Origin of the sequence: Xanthomonas sp. 4461 (genome assembly GCF_024806475.1) — a bacterium.
GTDB lineage: Bacteria > Pseudomonadota > Gammaproteobacteria > Xanthomonadales > Xanthomonadaceae > Xanthomonas > Xanthomonas arboricola_F.
Map to the genome: position 1 here is coordinate 603476 of NZ_JANTYV010000002.1, position 16520 is coordinate 619995.

Annotated in this window: 19 protein-coding genes; 12 read left to right on the forward strand and 7 right to left on the reverse strand. The window is 66.1% G+C overall.

The annotated features are described in order from the left end of the window. Nucleotides 1–298: 298 nt before the first annotated feature. Entirely contained in the window at nucleotides 299–1510 is a 1212-nt protein-coding gene (locus FHY19_RS10350) for an MFS transporter (protein WP_259153439.1), read from the reverse strand. Between the two features lie 242 nt (nucleotides 1511–1752). On the opposite strand from FHY19_RS10350, the gene FHY19_RS10355 reads away from it, so the two are divergent. From FHY19_RS10355 to FHY19_RS10365, 3 genes are all read left to right on the forward strand, one after another. Further along, on the forward strand, nucleotides 1753–2847 hold the full coding sequence (locus tag FHY19_RS10355; protein WP_259166368.1) for an alkene reductase: 1095 nt from the start codon (nucleotides 1753–1755) through the stop codon (nucleotides 2845–2847). Between the two features lie 233 nt (nucleotides 2848–3080). Further along, nucleotides 3081–4130: a L,D-transpeptidase gene (locus FHY19_RS10360; protein WP_259165864.1), complete on the forward strand. Its 1050-nt coding sequence runs from the start codon at nucleotides 3081–3083 to the stop codon at nucleotides 4128–4130. A gap of 181 nt (nucleotides 4131–4311) precedes the next feature. Beyond that, a complete protein-coding gene (locus FHY19_RS10365; protein ID WP_259153436.1) occupies nucleotides 4312–5112 on the forward strand; it encodes a hypothetical protein in 801 nt (266 codons plus the stop codon). A gap of 134 nt (nucleotides 5113–5246) precedes the next feature. Here FHY19_RS10365 and FHY19_RS10370 read toward each other — a convergent pair whose 3' ends face one another. Continuing rightward, nucleotides 5247–5582, reverse strand: a complete 336-nt coding sequence (locus tag FHY19_RS10370) for a zinc ribbon domain-containing protein YjdM (protein ID WP_259165882.1) — start codon at nucleotides 5580–5582, stop codon at nucleotides 5247–5249. A 115-nt stretch (nucleotides 5583–5697) separates the two neighbouring features. Between FHY19_RS10370 and FHY19_RS10375 the strand changes: the two genes are divergently transcribed. The 4 genes from FHY19_RS10375 to FHY19_RS10390 all read left to right on the forward strand — a co-directional run bounded on the left by FHY19_RS10375 (nucleotide 5698) and on the right by FHY19_RS10390 (nucleotide 9430). Continuing rightward, the gene (locus FHY19_RS10375; protein WP_259165885.1) at nucleotides 5698–6744 is read left to right on the forward strand and encodes a cation diffusion facilitator family transporter; all 1047 of its coding nucleotides are present in this window, start codon (nucleotides 5698–5700) and stop codon (nucleotides 6742–6744) included. A 338-nt stretch (nucleotides 6745–7082) separates the two neighbouring features. Next, nucleotides 7083–7556: a peptidylprolyl isomerase gene (locus tag FHY19_RS10380; protein WP_259165890.1), complete on the forward strand. Its 474-nt coding sequence runs from the start codon at nucleotides 7083–7085 to the stop codon at nucleotides 7554–7556. Nucleotides 7557–7679: 123 nt separating this feature from the next. Beyond that, on the forward strand, nucleotides 7680–9056 hold the full coding sequence (locus tag FHY19_RS10385) for an Hsp70 family protein (RefSeq protein ID WP_259165891.1): 1377 nt from the start codon (nucleotides 7680–7682) through the stop codon (nucleotides 9054–9056). A gap of 188 nt (nucleotides 9057–9244) precedes the next feature. Continuing rightward, entirely contained in the window at nucleotides 9245–9430 is a 186-nt protein-coding gene (locus tag FHY19_RS10390) for a hypothetical protein (protein WP_010366034.1), read from the forward strand. A gap of 113 nt (nucleotides 9431–9543) precedes the next feature. On the opposite strand, the gene FHY19_RS10395 is transcribed toward FHY19_RS10390, so the two are convergent. Genes FHY19_RS10395 through FHY19_RS10405 form a run of 3 tightly spaced genes read right to left on the reverse strand, consistent with a single transcriptional unit; the run spans nucleotide 9544 to nucleotide 11557 of the window. After that, nucleotides 9544–10428 (reverse strand): DUF4097 domain-containing protein, encoded by an 885-nt coding sequence (locus FHY19_RS10395; protein ID WP_259165892.1) that lies wholly within the window; start codon nucleotides 10426–10428, stop codon nucleotides 9544–9546. A gap of 11 nt (nucleotides 10429–10439) precedes the next feature. Further along, nucleotides 10440–10976: a hypothetical protein gene (locus tag FHY19_RS10400; protein ID WP_259165895.1), complete on the reverse strand. Its 537-nt coding sequence runs from the start codon at nucleotides 10974–10976 to the stop codon at nucleotides 10440–10442. Next, the gene (locus FHY19_RS10405; RefSeq protein WP_259153429.1) at nucleotides 10973–11557 is read right to left on the reverse strand and encodes an RNA polymerase sigma factor; all 585 of its coding nucleotides are present in this window, start codon (nucleotides 11555–11557) and stop codon (nucleotides 10973–10975) included. The genes FHY19_RS10400 and FHY19_RS10405 overlap by 4 nt, the downstream gene beginning before the upstream one ends. A 448-nt stretch (nucleotides 11558–12005) precedes the next feature. Between FHY19_RS10405 and FHY19_RS10410 the strand changes: the two genes are divergently transcribed. Together FHY19_RS10410 and FHY19_RS10415 are read left to right on the forward strand one after the other, a co-directional pair. Further along, nucleotides 12006–12254, forward strand: a complete 249-nt coding sequence (locus FHY19_RS10410) for a hypothetical protein (protein WP_259165896.1) — start codon at nucleotides 12006–12008, stop codon at nucleotides 12252–12254. A gap of 205 nt (nucleotides 12255–12459) precedes the next feature. Beyond that, nucleotides 12460–13053, forward strand: a complete 594-nt coding sequence (locus FHY19_RS10415) for a mechanosensitive ion channel family protein (RefSeq protein WP_259165897.1) — start codon at nucleotides 12460–12462, stop codon at nucleotides 13051–13053. Nucleotides 13054–13200: 147 nt separating this feature from the next. Here FHY19_RS10415 and FHY19_RS10420 read toward each other — a convergent pair whose 3' ends face one another. Beyond that, nucleotides 13201–13467: a DksA/TraR family C4-type zinc finger protein gene (locus tag FHY19_RS10420; protein WP_259153426.1), complete on the reverse strand. Its 267-nt coding sequence runs from the start codon at nucleotides 13465–13467 to the stop codon at nucleotides 13201–13203. Nucleotides 13468–13610: 143 nt separating this feature from the next. Here FHY19_RS10420 and FHY19_RS10425 point away from each other — a divergent pair, with 143 nt between their 5' ends. Continuing rightward, nucleotides 13611–13865: a DUF2789 domain-containing protein gene (locus tag FHY19_RS10425; protein ID WP_259165898.1), complete on the forward strand. Its 255-nt coding sequence runs from the start codon at nucleotides 13611–13613 to the stop codon at nucleotides 13863–13865. Between the two features lie 144 nt (nucleotides 13866–14009). Here the strand turns inward: FHY19_RS10425 and FHY19_RS10430 are convergent, their stop codons facing one another. Then, nucleotides 14010–14183, reverse strand: coding sequence for a DUF1328 domain-containing protein (locus FHY19_RS10430; RefSeq protein ID WP_003489471.1), 174 nt, complete (start codon nucleotides 14181–14183; stop codon nucleotides 14010–14012). A 393-nt stretch (nucleotides 14184–14576) separates the two neighbouring features. On the opposite strand from FHY19_RS10430, the gene FHY19_RS10435 reads away from it, so the two are divergent. Further along, the gene (locus FHY19_RS10435) at nucleotides 14577–15104 is read left to right on the forward strand and encodes a M48 family metallopeptidase (RefSeq protein ID WP_259165899.1); all 528 of its coding nucleotides are present in this window, start codon (nucleotides 14577–14579) and stop codon (nucleotides 15102–15104) included. 35 nt (nucleotides 15105–15139) lie between these two features. Continuing rightward, a complete protein-coding gene (locus FHY19_RS10440) occupies nucleotides 15140–16396 on the forward strand; it encodes a 2OG-Fe(II) oxygenase (RefSeq protein WP_259165903.1) in 1257 nt (418 codons plus the stop codon). Nucleotides 16397–16520 lie beyond the last annotated feature (124 nt).

Below are 16520 nucleotides of genomic sequence, written 5' to 3' on the forward strand. Positions count from 1 at the left end.
TGGGAGTGGGCCGCTTCCACGGTGGCGGAGTGAATTCGGTCATGGCGCTGTTCGGTCCGCTTGCGAAAAGGCTGCAGTCTCGACGCATCGCTGTGAGTTGATCGTCGATGCGGTGCGCGCATGCAACGCCCATAGGGACGCAGTAGCGAACGAGCGCTGTGGCGTGTTGATCAGCCCGCCACGCCGTCAGCCGGCGTCGCACGCTTCCCAGATGGAAGGCGCAAGCCCAACGTCAACAGACCACCCCAAGCAGCGCAGCCCACGCCGGCCGGCAAACGCAGCTGCACGGAGCAACCCATCAGCAGTGGGTCACCAACGTGCGCTGGCGTTGCTCCTGCCACACCGCCAGCGCGTAGACCAGTAAGCCGCCAAGTGCCGTGGCCGCACCCACGTACCCGGTGGAGGTCCAGCCCCAGCCCGCGGTGATCGCCATGCCGCCCAACCAGGGGCCCAAGGCATTTGCGGTGTTGAAGGCGGCATGGTTGGACGCTGCCGCCAAGGTTTGCGCTTCGGCCGCCACATCCATCAGGCGGGTCTGCAACGCAGGCGCCAGCGCGCCCATCGTGCCAACCGCCACGATGGAGACGAACACCCACAGCCCCGAATGCGCGGCCAGCGGGAAGGTCAGCATCACCACGATCGACCACACCAGCAGCACCGGCACCGCGCGGAACTGCATGCGGTCGAATAACCACCCACCCAGGATGCTGCCAAGCACGCCGCCAACGCCGAATGCGGCCATTGCCAACGGAATGCGCGCAGGCGCGACGCCGGTGACCGCCGTCAGGGTTGGCGCCAGGTAACTGAAAACGCAGAACATTCCCGAGAAGCCCACCGCACCGATCGCCAACGCCAGCCATACCTGCGGCTGATTGAACGCACGCAGCTCGCGCAGTGGCTGCTGACGCGGCTCGTCCGGCGCAGGCGGCAGCAACGCCGCCACCGCCGCCACCGTGCCCAGCGCGATCACCGACACCGAGGCATACGCCCAACGCCAGCTCACGAGTTGCCCCAGCCAGGTCGCCAGCGGGTTGCCCACCAGCAAGGCAACGCTCAGGCCCAACAGCACGCGTCCCACTGCGGTGGCGCGTTGATTGGGCGGACTGATCGAGGCGGCAACCAGGGACGCGACGCCGAAATACGCGCCGTGCGGCAGGCCGGCGATGAAGCGACACAACAGCATCGTGTGATAGCTGGGCGCCAGCGCACTGGCAAGGTTGCCCAGCGCGTAGAACACCATCAGCAACAACAACAAGGTGCGGCGCGGCCAGCGCGCGCCCAGGATCGCCAGTAACGGCGCACCGACCACCACACCCAGCGCATAGGCACTGATGACATGGCCCACCTGCGGTTCGCTGATCTGCAGTCCCTGCGCGATCTGCGTCATCAGGCCCATCGTGGAAAACTCGCTGATGCCGATCGCAAAACCGCCCATCGCCAGCGCAAGCAGGATCAGCACGTAGTCGCGCCGTGGCACGCGTGGCGGCGCGGAGAGGTCGATATCGGACATGCCCGACTCCAGGATGACGGGGCAGCTTATTATTGTGCAACGCAGCAATCGGCGAAAGGTGTCGGCCGATGACGGTTCAGCGCTGATCCGCAGCACATCACAGTTCCACCGGCCTGACGGGTGTGGAGACGCAGTGTCCTATTGACGTCGCTCGAATCTGCTTGGGTCCGCCACCATCGCTGTGGGGCACCGCGATCGGCGTGGTGCCGCGCCTGGCGCGATCCAACTCGAACTGGTTGCTGATGTCCAAATCCACTGAATCTCCGTTGTTCTCCCCGGTGCGCCTGGGCGCATTGGATCTTGCCAACCGCGTGATCATGGCGCCGCTGACACGCAACCGCGCCGGCGCCGGCCAGGTGCCCTCGCCGCTCGCTGCCGAGTATTACGGCCAGCGCGCCACCGCCGGCCTGATCGTCGCCGAAGGCACGCAGATCAGCCCGCTCGGCCAGGGGTATCTGGACACCCCCGGCATCCACACCCAGGCGCAGGTCGAAGGCTGGCGCGCAGTCACCGATGCAGTGCACCGCCGTGGCGGCAAGATCGTGCTGCAGCTATGGCATGTCGGCCGCGTCTCGCATACCAGCGTGCTGCCTCCTGGCGAAGTGCCGGTCGCGCCCAGCGCCATTCGCGCCGAAGGCAAGACCTACACCAAGAACGGCTTCGAGGATGTCTCCGAGCCGCGCGCACTGGCGCTGGATGAAATCCCCGCGCTGATCGAGGACTACCGCATCGCCGCACGCAATGCGATCGATGCCGGGTTCGATGGCGTGGAAGTGCATGCCGCCAACGGCTATCTGCTGGATCAGTTCCTGCGCGATGGCTCCAACAAGCGCACCGATGCCTACGGCGGCGATATCGAAAACCGTACGCGCCTGCTGAGCGAGGTGGTGCAGGCCATCGCCGACGAAATCGGTGCCGAGCGCACCGGCGTGCGGCTGTCGCCGGTGACCCCGGTGTACGGCGCACACGATTCCGATCCGCAGCCGTTGTTCGAACGTGCAGTCGAGCGGCTCAACCTGATCGGCGGGCTGGCCTTCGTGCACGTGATCGAGGGTGCTACCGGCGGCCCGCGCGACAACATCGCCTTCGACTACGCCGCGTTGCGTGCCAAGTTCGATGGTGCGTGGATCGCCAATAACGGCTACGACTGCGGCATGTCCGAACAGGCCATCAGCAGCGGCTACGCCGATGCGATCGCTTACGGCCGCCCGTTCATCGCCAACCCGGATCTGGTGCGTCGCCTGCGCGAGAACGCGCCGCTGACAGAGGTCGACCAGGCCACCCTGTACGGTGGCGGTGCCAAGGGCTATACGGACTACCCCGCACTGGCGGATTGATTCCACCCCGGCTGGCCGATCACTGCCGCAACCAGGCGGCAGTGATCGGCAGCCAATGCGGTGCGTACGCGCAGTGCGCGATGCAGTACGGCACTACCTACGCAGACCGGCCAGCTTGGCTGCCCTGCGTGCGCAGCCCAGGTTCGCGTGGCACGCCGACACCGCAGCGTCGCCACATGACGCGCACAGCGCATGCCGCTAGCATCCAGGCAGCCCTTGCTGCTGGACGACCCATGCGCTGCCTTCTCTCGTTTGCCCTGTGCTGCACGCTGCTGATCGGCGGGCAGGCGCTCGCCCTGCCGTTCTGGGGCGCGCGCCAGTCCAGCCCTGCCGATACCCTGCCCGCGCAGCTCCAACCGGGCCAATGGATCTGGGGTGGCGTCAGCAAAGGCTGGGGGCCGATGGCGGTGATCGTCAGCCTGACCGAACAACGCGCCTATGCGTATCGCAACGGCATCCTGATCGGCGTGTCCACCATCAGTTCCGGCAAGCCGGGGCACGAAACGCCCACCGGTGTGTTCACCATCCTGCAGAAGGACAAGGACCACCGCTCCAACATCTACAACGCCGCCCCCATGCCGTATCAGCAGCGGCTGACCTGGGACGGCGTCGCCCTGCACGCCGGCGGCCTGCCCGGCTATCCGGAGTCGCACGGTTGCGTGCATCTGCCTTCGGAATTTGCGCGATTGCTGTTCGACAATTCCAACATGGGCATGGTGGTGGTGGTCGCACAGGCCGGCATCAGCGCCGACGATGTGGTGCATCCGCGCGCGCTCAGCCCGATCGATCCCACCACCGGCGCCGAGCGCGCCCTGCTGCCGCTGCCAAGCGGTCAGGCGTTCGCCTGGCAGCCGGAGCTGGCACCGACCGGCCCGATCTCGATGCTGATCAGCAGCACCGACCAGCAACTGGTGGTTTACCGCAACGGTGTGGAAATCGGACGCGCGCAGGTGGCCTTGCATGCACAGCCAGGCGCCGCGCCGCTGGGCACGCAGGCGTTCATCGTCGGCCAGGGCTTTCTGCCGGGCGACCTGCCCGGACTGCCCGGCCAGCGCATGCCCAACTGGATGCGAATCGGCATTCCCGGCAGTACATCCGCGGCAGGGCAGGCACTGGACGCCGCCACCGTCGCGCGCCTGCAGGTGCCGCCCGCATTTCTGGCCGGGCTGTTGCCGCTGCTGACCCCTGGCGTGGTATTGGTCGCCACCGACCAGCGCATCCTGCCGCAGACCACCGGCGCCAAGCTGCAGGTGCTGGATTCGGACCCGCCTGAAACGCCATGAGCGCACCATCGGCGCGTTGACCGGACAAGCGGGGGCAGCGACTGCGGCTCGCGCGACGTGCCGCGTGCCGCCCTCCCCCACCGCGCAGCGTTGTTGTTTGACGGGCTGATCCAGTGCCACGGATCGCGCGATTGTCAACGCAGCGCTACAGGCACATGATGCGGCGACCTCATTGCCAAGGATGTGCGTGATGCGCCTGTTCGCTGCGGTTCTGTTCGGCATCCACGTTGCGGCCTGCAGCATGGCCGCTGCATCGGCACAAACCACACGTCCTGCGGCACCAGGCGCAGACTGCCTGGATGCGCGGCAGGTTGCGGAACTGCATCAGGCCGACGCACGCACGCTGGCCGTCGCCCAACACGACGGCCGCTTGTTCCGCCTGCAGCTGGCGCAGGACTGCCCACAGCTCGCCGCACAGGCAGATGCCACGCTGCTCGCCCCGCACGGCTGGGTCTGCAACGGCGCCCAGGCGTTTGTCGGCGTCGGGCAGCAACGCTGCGCCATCGGCCAGGTCGCCACGCTCAGCGCGCGCGATTACGCCGGCATTGCCCGGCAACGCGACCGCGACGGAATCCCCACGCTGGACGGCGTCAGCGTACGCCAGGCGCGACGTCGCAGCTTCGCCGGCTCATCCAGCTACTGCTTCAATCCCAGCATGTTGCGCGCGTGGTCGGAAGACGCCCAGGGCCTGGTGGTGGAAGTGTCGCCGCGCCACCCCGGCACGCACCGCCATTATCGCGTCGAGTTGATGGACAGCTGCCGCGAACTCAGCGGCGCACCGCCGATTCGCTTCGTATCCGGCATGGGCTTGAATGCGATCTGCGGCAATCCTGGCGACAAGGTCGATGTCCTCGACGAAATCGGCCTTGCCGGCGCCAGCGTCGGTGCGGGCCAGCAAGGCGACCTGAGCACGACGCGCGGCGGACAGTTTGGTCGCATGCGCCAGAGCTGCATGGTGGCAGCGGTGTATCCGCGCGATTGAGCGTGCCGCAGCGCAGGAACGCGCTTGCGCGCGACGAAGCGTCATCGAGCATGCATCATCGCGCGCAAGCGCGCTCCTACATACGCCAGATGACATCTGACTCCAGATGACACCTGACCAAGGCGGCGGCAGGCTCAGGCCTTGCGCAGGAAACAGGTCTTCAGCACCAGCCCCTTGATCTTTTCCGAGTTGCCTTCGATATGTTCGGCATCGTCTTCGACCAGGCGGATATTGCGGATCACCGTGCCCTGCTTGAGCGGAATCGACGAGCCCTTGACCTTGAGATCCTTGATCACCGTCACCGTGTCGCCGGCCTGCAACACGTTGCCGTTGCTGTCGCGCACGACCGTCGCGCTCGCGGCAGCCTCACCTGCACTCCATTCGAAACCGCAATCGGCGCAGATCGACAATGCGCCGTCGGCATAGGTGTTGTCCTGGCCGCATTGCGGGCAGGCGGGAACGGTAGACATGCGGGTCCTTGATCAAAAACGGCTGTGGATTGTAGCTCTCCGGCGTTGCGATCACGCACCCGGCACGGCCGCAGCGCGATAGTGCCGGGCTTATCGAATACCTTGCAGGTCGTACGTGTCCAACCAGCCAGCGCCTCCCGTACCGACCGCCACAGACACCGGTAACGCCAGCGACGGCCCCGGCAATGCGAGCCCAGGCACTCCTGCAAAGCCCAAGGGCTCGCACCTGGTGGTTTACGTTGCGCTGGCCGGCAACCTGGCCATCGCAGTGGCCAAATTCATTGCGGCAGGCATTTCCGGCAGCTCGGCCATGCTCAGCGAAGGCGTGCATTCGCTGGTGGATACCGTCAATGAGGTCCTGCTGCTGTACGGCCTGCGCCGCGCCGCGCAAGCGCCAACGCCGACGCACCCATTCGGCTACGGGCGCGAACTGTACTTCTGGAGTTTCATCGTCGCGCTGCTGGTGTTTGCGATGGGCGCCGGCGTGTCGCTGTACGAAGGCATCGTGCACCTGCGTCATCCCGAGCCGGCCAAGAGCCATCTTGTCGCCTACTGCGTACTCGGCGTCTCGATCGTGTTCGAAGGCATTTCCTGGGTGGTGGCGCTGCGCGAATTTCGTGCCAAAAAGGGCCGCATGGGCTATTTCGAGGCGTTTCGCCAGAGCAAGGACCCCAGCACCTTTACCGTCTTGCTGGAAGACAGCGCAGCGTTGATCGGCCTGTTCATGGCGCTGCTTGGCCTGGCCGGCGCGCAGCTGCTGGACATGCCCGAGCTCGACGGCATCGCATCGATCGGCATTGCCGGCGTGCTCGCCTTCACCGCCTTCCTGCTGGCGCGCGAAACCAAGGGCTTGCTGATCGGCGAGCCGGCGCATGCGCATGTCACCGAGTCGCTGCTACGCATCGCCGCCAGCGACCCGGATGTGCGCGCCGCCAACGGCGTGCTCACCATGCAGATGGGCCCCAACCAGGTCGTTGCCGCGCTCAGCGCCGAGTTCGAAGACAGCCGCACCACGCCGCAGATCGAAGCCTGTGTCGGGCGCATCGAAGCGGCGGCCAAGCGCCAGCATCCCGAGCTCACCGCGTTGTTCATCAAACCGCAGACACCGGAAACCTGGCGCGCGCGCCGGGCACAGATTGAGCGTGGCGCTCAGACCGACTGAGCAGGTCCATAGATGTCTGACGCGCACGCGAGCGTGCGCGAGGTGCGGCGTTTCAGCCGGATTCGCGCTGCAGCAGATCCAGCACACGGCCGCCAGCGCATCGGCGCAGACCGCGCCACGAGCAGATCTGCACCCGCATCGCCCGTGCCCACGCAGCAAGGGATCGCTGCGTAGCCTGGTCCAGCCACGCTCTCCACCAAGCTGATCCTCGCCCCAACCGCAACTGCAGCCGCGGTTGCATGACCGGCTTCGATTGCCTACGGTGTGCGGGCAGCATCTGTTCGCATCGTGAATCAGCCGATGCACTCCCCTTCGATCACCCGTCATGGAGGTTTCCAATGGAAATCAGCCAAGGTCGCGTTGCGACCATTCACTACACACTTTCCGACGACAGCGGCCAGGTATTGGACCGCTCCACCCCGGACACCCCGCTGAGCTATCTGCACGGTGCCGGCAATATCGTTCCCGGCCTGGAGCAGGCCCTGGACGGCAGGCGCGTCGGCGACACGCTCACTGCCGATGTCGCGCCTGAGCAAGGCTACGGCCCGCGTCATCAGCAGCTGATCCAGCACGTGCCGCGCGATGCCTTCCCCACTGATGTCGAGGTGGCACCCGGCGTGCAGTTCGAGGCGCGCACCCAACAGGGCCCGGTGCTGGTCACCGTGACCGAGGTCGGCCCCGACCAGGTCACCGTGGACGGCAACCACCCGCTCGCCGGGCAGACCCTGCACTTCGCGGTGGAGGTGGTGGAGGTGCGCGAAGCCACCACGGACGAATTGAACCAGGGTCACGTGGACGATATCGCGGCCTGACGTGCTGTGCCGCGTGCCGACGCGCACGCGGCACAGCGGCCGGGGCGCAATGCCTGCGTGCCGATCTGGACGGAGCACGCGGCAGCCGTAGTACAGTGCGCGCCCCGCTCTCAGGCACTGTGCATGAAACTCGGCATCGACTTCGGTACCAGCAACTCCGCCGCCGCGGCGATCGTCGATGGGCAGGTGGCGCCGGTGCGCTTCGGCGAGGCCTTGCAGTTCCGTACCACAGTGTATTTTCCCGACACCATGCGCGACCCGGAGGATTTCAGCCTCACGCCCGCGCTCGAATACGAAATGCAGCGCCTGATCGACTCCGGCCGCCGCGACGCCGTTGCCGCTGGCCGCACGCCCAATCAGGACAGTCTGCGCCGCGAGGCGCTGCGCATCGTGCGTCGGCAATGGATGGAAGAGCAGGTGCGCGAGCCGCGCAGCTCGGCGGCGCTGCTGCAAAACGCGGTATACGGCGACGATGCGCTGGACGCCTACTTTCTCGAAGGCGAAGGCAACCTGGTGCAGAGTCCCAAGTCGATGCTGGGCTACAACCTGCACCCGCGCGCGCGCCAGACCATCACCGGCATCGCCACGCACGTGCTGGAACATATCCGCCTGACCGCCTCGCGCCAGTTCGATCTCAACATCCGCACCGCCGTGCTTGGCCGCCCGGTGCAATTTCGCAGTTCGATCGGCGAGGCCGGCAATGCGCAGGCGCTGGAGATTCTGCAGACTGCGGCAATCGCTGCAGGGTTCGACAGCGTGGAGTTTCTCGAAGAACCCGCAGCGGCGGCGATGCACTACCACGTCAGCCATGACACCCGCCACGACACGGTGGTGGTGGACATCGGCGGCGGCACCACCGACATCGCCCATGCCAGCGTCGGCGGCAGCGCCCCGCCGCAGGTGCACCGCGCCTGGGGCATCGCGCGCGGCGGTACCGACATCGATCTGGCACTCAGTCTCGCGGCCTACATGCCGCTGTTCGGCCGCGGCATCACCCGCGTGCCGGCGCACCATTACGTGGAAGCGGCGATGGTGCAGGACATGACCCGCCAACGCGAATTCCGCCTGCACAAGTACCAGGACGTACCTGCCCCGTTCGACAAACGCCTGCAGGCATTGCAGGACACCGGCAATACCGCGCGCCTGTATCGCGGTGTGGAAGCCTGCAAGATCGCACTCAGCGAGCTCGACCGGCACCAGGCATCGCTGGAATTCATCGAACGCGGGCTGGGCGTGGACGTGCAGGCCAGCGCACTGGTTGCGTCCGCTTCCAGTTATCTGCGCGAGCTGGAAGGCCTGCTTGGGCAGGTGCGCGCCGACCTGGCTGCGCCGCCGGCTACCTTGTTCCTGACTGGCGGCATGTCGCGCGCCGGCTATATCCGCGACGCCGTGGCCGCGGTGTTCCCGGAATCGCGCCTGGTGCATGGCGACCCCTCGTTCGGCGTGGTGCAGGGCCTGGCATGGGCGGCGGCACAAGGCGCCCGCCCGTCGGACGGTTAACACAAATCGGCGCTCAGCGCCTATAATAAGCGGTTGCTGCCTGACGCCCCGCCGTCGTGTCAGCAAGGCACGCTCGCCGTGCCACCGCGATGGCGCACCGAACGCGATCGCACTTCTCGACACCGCTTCCGCGCGCACCACCCTGGCCGCACGCGGTGTCATTGCACTTCCCCGCTACAGGAGGCCACATGGCACGTCCCGCGACCAAGCAGAAATCCCAGCCCAGCATCGCTCGCAGCGAAGGCAAGTCGCAGCCGCTCAGTCGTGAGCGCATCGCTGCCGACATCGCCGCGTTCCGCAAGACCGGCGGCCGGATCGAAGTGCTCACCACCAACTTCGGCCCCGCCCGCAACGACGGCGACAAGATCGCGTAAGCAGCGAGCACGCTAGCGCTTGCTGCGCAGCGCGCGCTCAAGCAGCTGCAGCCAAGGGTTTCCTTGACGTGTTACCGACGTGCCACCGCAAGGTGGCACGTTTGTTTTCGGCATCAGTTGCTGTAGTCGATACGCACCGAACCCGAGTGCGACTCCAGTTTGATATCGCCGTTGCCTGCCCCCAGCGTCGCACGCAAGCTCTTGCCGGGGCCGTACTCCGGCCGTTCGACCCGCCCGGCCACCGAGCGGATGTCGCCACTGAAGACCTCTGCATTCAGCGCCGCCGACACGTTGCGCGGCACCCCCAGCGTGATCGTGCCGCTGACGCTCTCGGCAGAGATGCTGCCGCCCGGCGCCAGTCCGGTCACCGTCACTGCGGTCGAGCCAGACACGCTCTGCGAACGCAACTGCGAGACCTGCCCCGCACCGATCCGGATATCGCCGGAGACGGACTCGGCCGACACGACCCCGCTGGCACCGGCTTGCGCGTCGATCTGCCCGCTGACCGTGCCCAGCGTCACCCGCCCGCTGCTGACCGTGCTGCGCAACGTCCCGCTGACCGTCTCCAGCTGCGCTTCCTTGGCACGCCCGCGTGCCACCACGTCGCCACTGACGGATTTGAGCTGCAGCCGCGCAAGATCGACCTGATCCACATCCACCGACGCGCTGACCGCATCCACCTGCAGCATGGCGGCACGCGGTACGCGCAACTCCAGCTGGGCGCCCTTGCCGTTGCGGCTGGTGCGCGGATAGATCACCTCCAGCTGCAACCGGTTCGAACTCGCATCGACCTCCAACCGCTGACCCTCGCCCAAGGTCCCGGTCAGCGCCACCTCGTCGCGGTCCCAACCGCGCACACGGATTTGCCCGGCGATGTTTTCCAGCTCCACGCGCCCGCCGCGCGCCATGGGATGACTCTGGTTGACCGCGGTTTGCGCAGCTGCCGGTGCAGCGCACACCGCAGCCAACAGCAGCAGGGAAACAGATGCGTAGTGCATGAGCATGCTCCTCAACTTAGAAAAGGTGTCTGGCCCTGGGAGGCGAGACGGGTCAACTGCAGCCGCTTGGCGTAGGTGCGCTGCAGTTGCGATAACAAAAAGGCCGACCGCGGACTCTGCGCGATGGCGGCATGGATGGCCTGTGCGCTTTGATCCAGCTCGTCCAGCGCAGGGCGCAAATCGGCCGGCACCTGCTGTACCGGAACCTGCGCAATGGCCTGCTGGTATTGCCCGGCCATCGCCTGCGCCTGCGCGACGAGCGCCGGCTGCGCAGGACGCAGTGGCGATGTGTGCTGCCTGAGACCTGGCACGACCGCGACCACGGCCACCGCCGCTGCCAGCGCCACCCCGAGCACCGGCATCGCCCGGGACCGGCCGCGCGGCCGGCGCGCCACCACAGCGGCGTGCGGCACCAATGCCGGCGCGATGCGCTCCCACACCTGCGCAGGCGGCTGGCGCTGCTGCGGCAACGCCTGCAGGCGCGCACGCAGCACAGCGTCTTCGGCCGTGGACTCGGCGGCGATGCGATCAGGGGGATCGGGGGTCATGCGTGTTCTCCAAGCCGGGCGCGCAGCAGACCGCGCGCGCGATGCAGTTGTGCCTTCGAACTGCCCACTGCCATTTGCAGTTGGTCGGCGATTTCATGGTGTTTCCAGCCTTCGATATCGTGCAGCACCAGCACCGCCCGCGCACGTGGCGGCAGGGTTTCCAGGGCGCGCTCCAGATCCATCCGTATCGAATGACAACCCGCGCCATCGGGAACCGCCGCGAGAAGTTCGTCAGCGTCGTCACTGGCGCGATCGCCAAACGCCGAGCGCGCGCGCAGTTCCATCAATGCGGTATTGACGGCGAGCCGATGCAACCAGGTGCCCAACGCGCTCTGGAAGCGAAACTGCGGCAACGCCTTCCACGCGGCGATGAAGGTGTCCTGCAGTACGTCGTCGGCGCGCGCGGCATTCCCGCCGCACAGGCGCCACACCAGCGCATACAGCCGCGGCGAATGGCGGCGATAGATCGTCTCATACGCTGCGCGTTCGCCAGCGGCTGCCGCACGCGCCAACGCCGCGTCGTCGCGGTCGGCGGGAGTGGCGCAAGGCAGGGCGTCGATGGGCACGGAGGTGTCGAGCATAGCCAGTTGGATGCGCCGGGCAACGGAAAGGTTTAAGGCCTGGCGAACTTTTCCAAGACCGGTCGAAAGACCACTGACCTGCCGGCATCCCTGCAGCCCCGCATCGCTTGGTCCGGGGCGGCGCCAGCGCTCTGGCTACTGGAGGCGTCGCAGTGTTTGCCAGTGGCACGCCGCGTGGCAGCCGCCACCGCTTTAAAAGCGGCTGACAAAGCGCAGCAAGCGGCGTCAGGCAGGCGCACACGGCACGCAGCACCCGGCGTGTACGTGGGATAGATGCCGCACCGAGCCCGGCCGCACCCGCCTGGCGCCGAGCACGGCCCTTTGTTTGACTGCCCTAAACCTTTTGGCCGGCTGCCGCATCCAAGTCTGCAACCGTGCGCTCCCCGCGCCATCTCGCTGCAAGCCGCCACCACCGTGGTGTCACGCCTGATCGACATTGGAGATCGTCATGCCACACCTGCTCGGCCTGGTCCTGGCCTTGTGCACACCCCACTGCTCCGATGCGCTGCCGCTGCAAGAAGTGCAACTCAGGCTGACGCCTACGCGGATCGAGGCCTGCCTGCTGGAGACTCGTCCGAAGCACGCGTCCTGCATCGGTGCCAGCACGCCGGATCAGTGGGCGACTGTCCACGCAATCGCGCAGACGTTGCAGCGGTTGGCGGCTTTGGTGACACATGACGCACGTGATCGGCACTGAGTCGCAACCATCTATCGCAACGGAAGACGCGTTGCCTGCACACCACAAGACGCTCGGCATCGGAGACGCGGCGTTTTGAGTCCCTAGCAGCGACAGCACTCGCTGCTGTCGATAACACTCGGCACTCCACGCATTCATCCCCCGCACCTGCCGCGTGCAGGTTGCGCCGTTACAATGGATGCCCGCTCCATGTCTGCCCGATCCGATGTCCGCGTCCGACCCCTTGCCCGCCATGATCCGCAGCCTTTTGCCTCACTGGAACCCGCAGTGGCTGGCAATCGCAGTGCCCACGATCAAGATCGTGCTGATACTTGCCTTGGCCGGATTGGTGCGGCTGTTGTTGCGGCAATTGCTGCGGCGCCTGTGCACGCGCTACAACGTGCCCGCCGAGATGATGATCGGCATCCGCCGCGTTGGCAGCTTCGTCATTTCGATCAGCGCCTTGCTGATGGTCCTGCGCGTTGCCGGTGTCTCTGGCGGCACGCTGTGGACGGCCTTCACCGGCTTTGCTGCGGTCGGTGCGGTGGCGTTCTTCGCCGCATGGAGCGTGCTGTCCAATATCTTCTGCACCTTCCTGATCATCACCACGCGCCCGTTTCGCCTGCACGACCATATCGAGTTGCTCGAAGGTGGCGACAAGCCCGGCCTGAAGGGGCGCGTGATCGATATCAACGTGATCTACACCACCCTGGAAGAAACCGGCGACCATGCGGGCAGCGTGTTGCAGGTTCCAAACAGCCTGTTCTTCCAGCGCACCACGCGCCGGTGGCGCGAGAGCAGCGGCTTCAGCGCGAATTGAGCCAGCAAAGGGTGCGTAAGCTACGGTAGCGGTGATTGGCAACCGCAGAGCGCGCGAAGCAATGGCGGCTGACGGGGCAACCCGCTCGCGTCGAGAATGGTTGAAGGTCAACTGAGGCGCCAGCCATTCGCAGGCGCGCCGACGCATTCAGCGCAACTGGCTGTCCTTGCTGCCGCGACGGTTGAAGCCGCCCTGCGCGCCCTGCTCCAGGTCATGCGCCTGCTGACAGTTCACGCACAGATGCACGCCAGGCACTGCCTTGCGTCGCGCTTCGGGGATAGGCGCATCGCACTCTTCGCAATGCGTCAGGCTCGGCCCCTGGTGCAGCTGGCTGCGCGCTCGCTGGATCGCATCTTCGACGGTGGCATCGATCTGGTCCTGCACCGCCCCATCACCCGCCCATCCGGTCGCCATGCTCGTCTCACCTTGTCTGGTCAGGCTGACGATATGGTCATTGGCGCAGGCAATTCCAAGCCGGCCGTGCACAGTGCCCTCAAACTGGGGGCTTTAACATTCAGCCATCAACACCCGTCATCCGCACTCACGAAGGATCTGCCATGGAACAACCTGTCCACCCATTTTCTGACCTGTTCGCCCAGCTGGGCTTGCCCTCCGATGAGGTCAGCATCGGCAACTTCATCGCCAAGCACTCGCCCTTGCCGGGCGATATGCGCCTGGAAGAAGCGCCATTCTGGACACCTGCACAAGCGCAGTTGCTGCGTGAAGAACGTCTCGACGATGCCGACTGGATCGTGACCATCGACCAGCTCAACATAGCGCTGCACACGACCGCCGACGACACGGGCGTCTGATCTGCGTCCGCGAGGTAGTTGCGGTTGAGATCGCCTTCAACGATCGCGTCGTACAAGGCGCTGACAAAAAGAGAGCGGCCAGTGGCCGCTCTCCTTGCAAAAGTGTAGCCGACAGCAAGGCGCTGCCTAGCTGCACGTGGCGCGTCAGGTCACCTTCTTGGCGATCGTCATGCCCAGCACAAACAGCACGATGGCAATGATGATGCCGGCCCAGAACAGGAACTTGGCAATCCCCATCGCAGCGCCTGCCATCCCGCCGAATCCGAGCGCACCGGCAATCAGTCCGATGATGGCGAAAATAATGGCCCACTTGATCATGTTGTTGTCTCCTAATCCGGCACGGTGCCGTGTTCGATCGTGTGCTTGCGACACATCGCCGCAAAACATGCGCTGCACGCTACCCATCGGCATGTGCCGCATTCGTGAATACAGCTGACACACGCTGCCACACGCAGACGGTGCTCAGAGCCAATGGCGCGCAGGAATCATGCACAGACCAGGCGCGTCGACGGTGCGTGGACATCGCAAAGTCGCTATCTCTCAAGACCGTTTGCAAGAGGCGTCAGGTCGACCGCGACCACGCAGCGGGCGAGCCGGTCGCACGTCCATACATGAGACTGGTGGCAGTGAAAGCAATCGCCGGGAATTGTTCCGACGCCATGCAGCGCACCCGCTTTCCCGGATTCGCCAGCGCCGCCGGCATCGGCGATCATGCAGGCCTTGCAGCAATCGATCGCCATGGACACTCTTCGCTATCTCGCCGGTTACCCGCCCGCCGTCCTGGATCAGGTGCGCGAGCTGATCGCACAGGACAAGCTCGCCGCGGTACTGGCGCGGCGCTATCCGGAGCGGCACAGCATTCGCACCGATCGCCACTTGTACGACTACGTCAAGGCAATGAAGGAGCGTTACATGCGCTCCTCGCCGACCCTGCACAAGGCGATCTACGACAACCACCTGCAGGTGGTGAAACATGCGCTGGGCACGCATACCGCCATCTCGCGCGTGCACGGCGGCCGGCTCAAGGCCAGTCGCGAAATTCGGATTGCCTCGGTATTTCGCGATGCACCGGAGCCGTTCCTGCAGATGATCGTGGCGCACGAGCTTGCGCACCTGAAAGAGGCCGATCACAACAAGGCCTTCTATCAGCTGTGCAACCACATGACGCCGGATTACCACCAGCTCGAGTTCGACCTGCGCCTGTATCTAACCCAGCTGGCACTCGTTGCCGATAGCTGATCGCGTTGTGCCGGGGCACGCATTAGGATGCGGCCATGCACACCCCATCCCTCGCGCAGCTCACCCTTGCCGCACAAAGCCGACAGCCTGCGGCCATCAACGCATTGGCGCAGGCGCTGGTTCGCGCCGGCGAGACCGGGCAGGCCCGGGGCTGGTATGTCCGTGGCGCCGCTGCAGGTGATGCCGCCGCCCAGATCGAAGCCGGCCGCATGCTGGCCTACGGCATCGGCGGCCCAGTGGATGTCGCCCAAGCCGTCGCGTACTGGCAGCACGCCGAACGCAACGGCGTGGCCGCCGCGTCTTACCTGCTGGCGACGCTGGCTGTCGGCCAGGATCCTGAGCAACTGGGCACGCAAGCGCATGCGCGGCTGCACACGGCAGCGGCTGCACACTACCCGCCGGCGCTGCGTGCGCTGGCCATCCAGCACGGCAGAATCGATCATCCGCAACACCAACAGCGCTGCGTTCGCCTGCTGGAGCAGGCTGCATCGGCAGGCGACGTGCCAGCCGCAGCGCTGCTTGCCGAGCGCCTGCTGCGCGGCGAAGGCGTTACCGCCCAGCCCGATGCAGCACATCACCTGCTACGGCAATTACAGCCACTGGGTGTCACGGCCCTGCCCGACGTGCAGATCGCGCCGCCCGATCCGGCCGGTGACATCGCGCTGGACCACCTTCACTTCACACCACGCAGCGCACCGACCCCGCTCCACCAGAGTCCAACGATCGAAAGGCACGCGGCCGTGCTGTCGGCCGACGAGTGCCGGCTGCTGATCCTGCTGGCCCGCCCGCATCTGCGTGCTTCCCAGGTGGTCGATCCGGAGGATGCAAGCAGCCAGCGCACGCCGATCCGCACCAGCCGCGGCGCCACGCTGGACCCGATTCTGGAAGACTTCGCCGCCCGCGTTGCGCAGGCACGGCTGGCCGCCTGCGCACGGCTGCCATTGACGCACGCCGAGCCGTTGTCGGTGCTGTGTTATGCGCCAGGGGAGCACTATCGCGCGCACCGCGACTACCTGCCGGCCAGCAGGATCGCGGCGGATCGTCCCGCCGCCGGTAACCGGTTGCGCACCGTCTGCGTCTACCTCAATGCGGTCGCGGCAGGTGGCCACACCGAATTCCCGGTCGCCGGTGTCAGCGTGCAGCCCTGCGCAGGCTCGGTAGTGTGTTTCGACAACCTGCACGCCGACGGGCGGCCCGATCCCGATTCGCTGCATGCAGGCCTGCCGGTCACCACGGGAACCAAGTGGCTGGCGACATTGTGGTTCCGGCAGCAGCGCTATCGGGATTGGTGAACAGATTCATACACTGCGCCCTACCGACGTGGTTTAAAATGTTGCAGCGCGACGTGATCGGACAGGGTCTGCAGACGTCGCTTTTTTGTTTCCTCATTGCACGGGTCCAGGCCCGGCGTCAGGG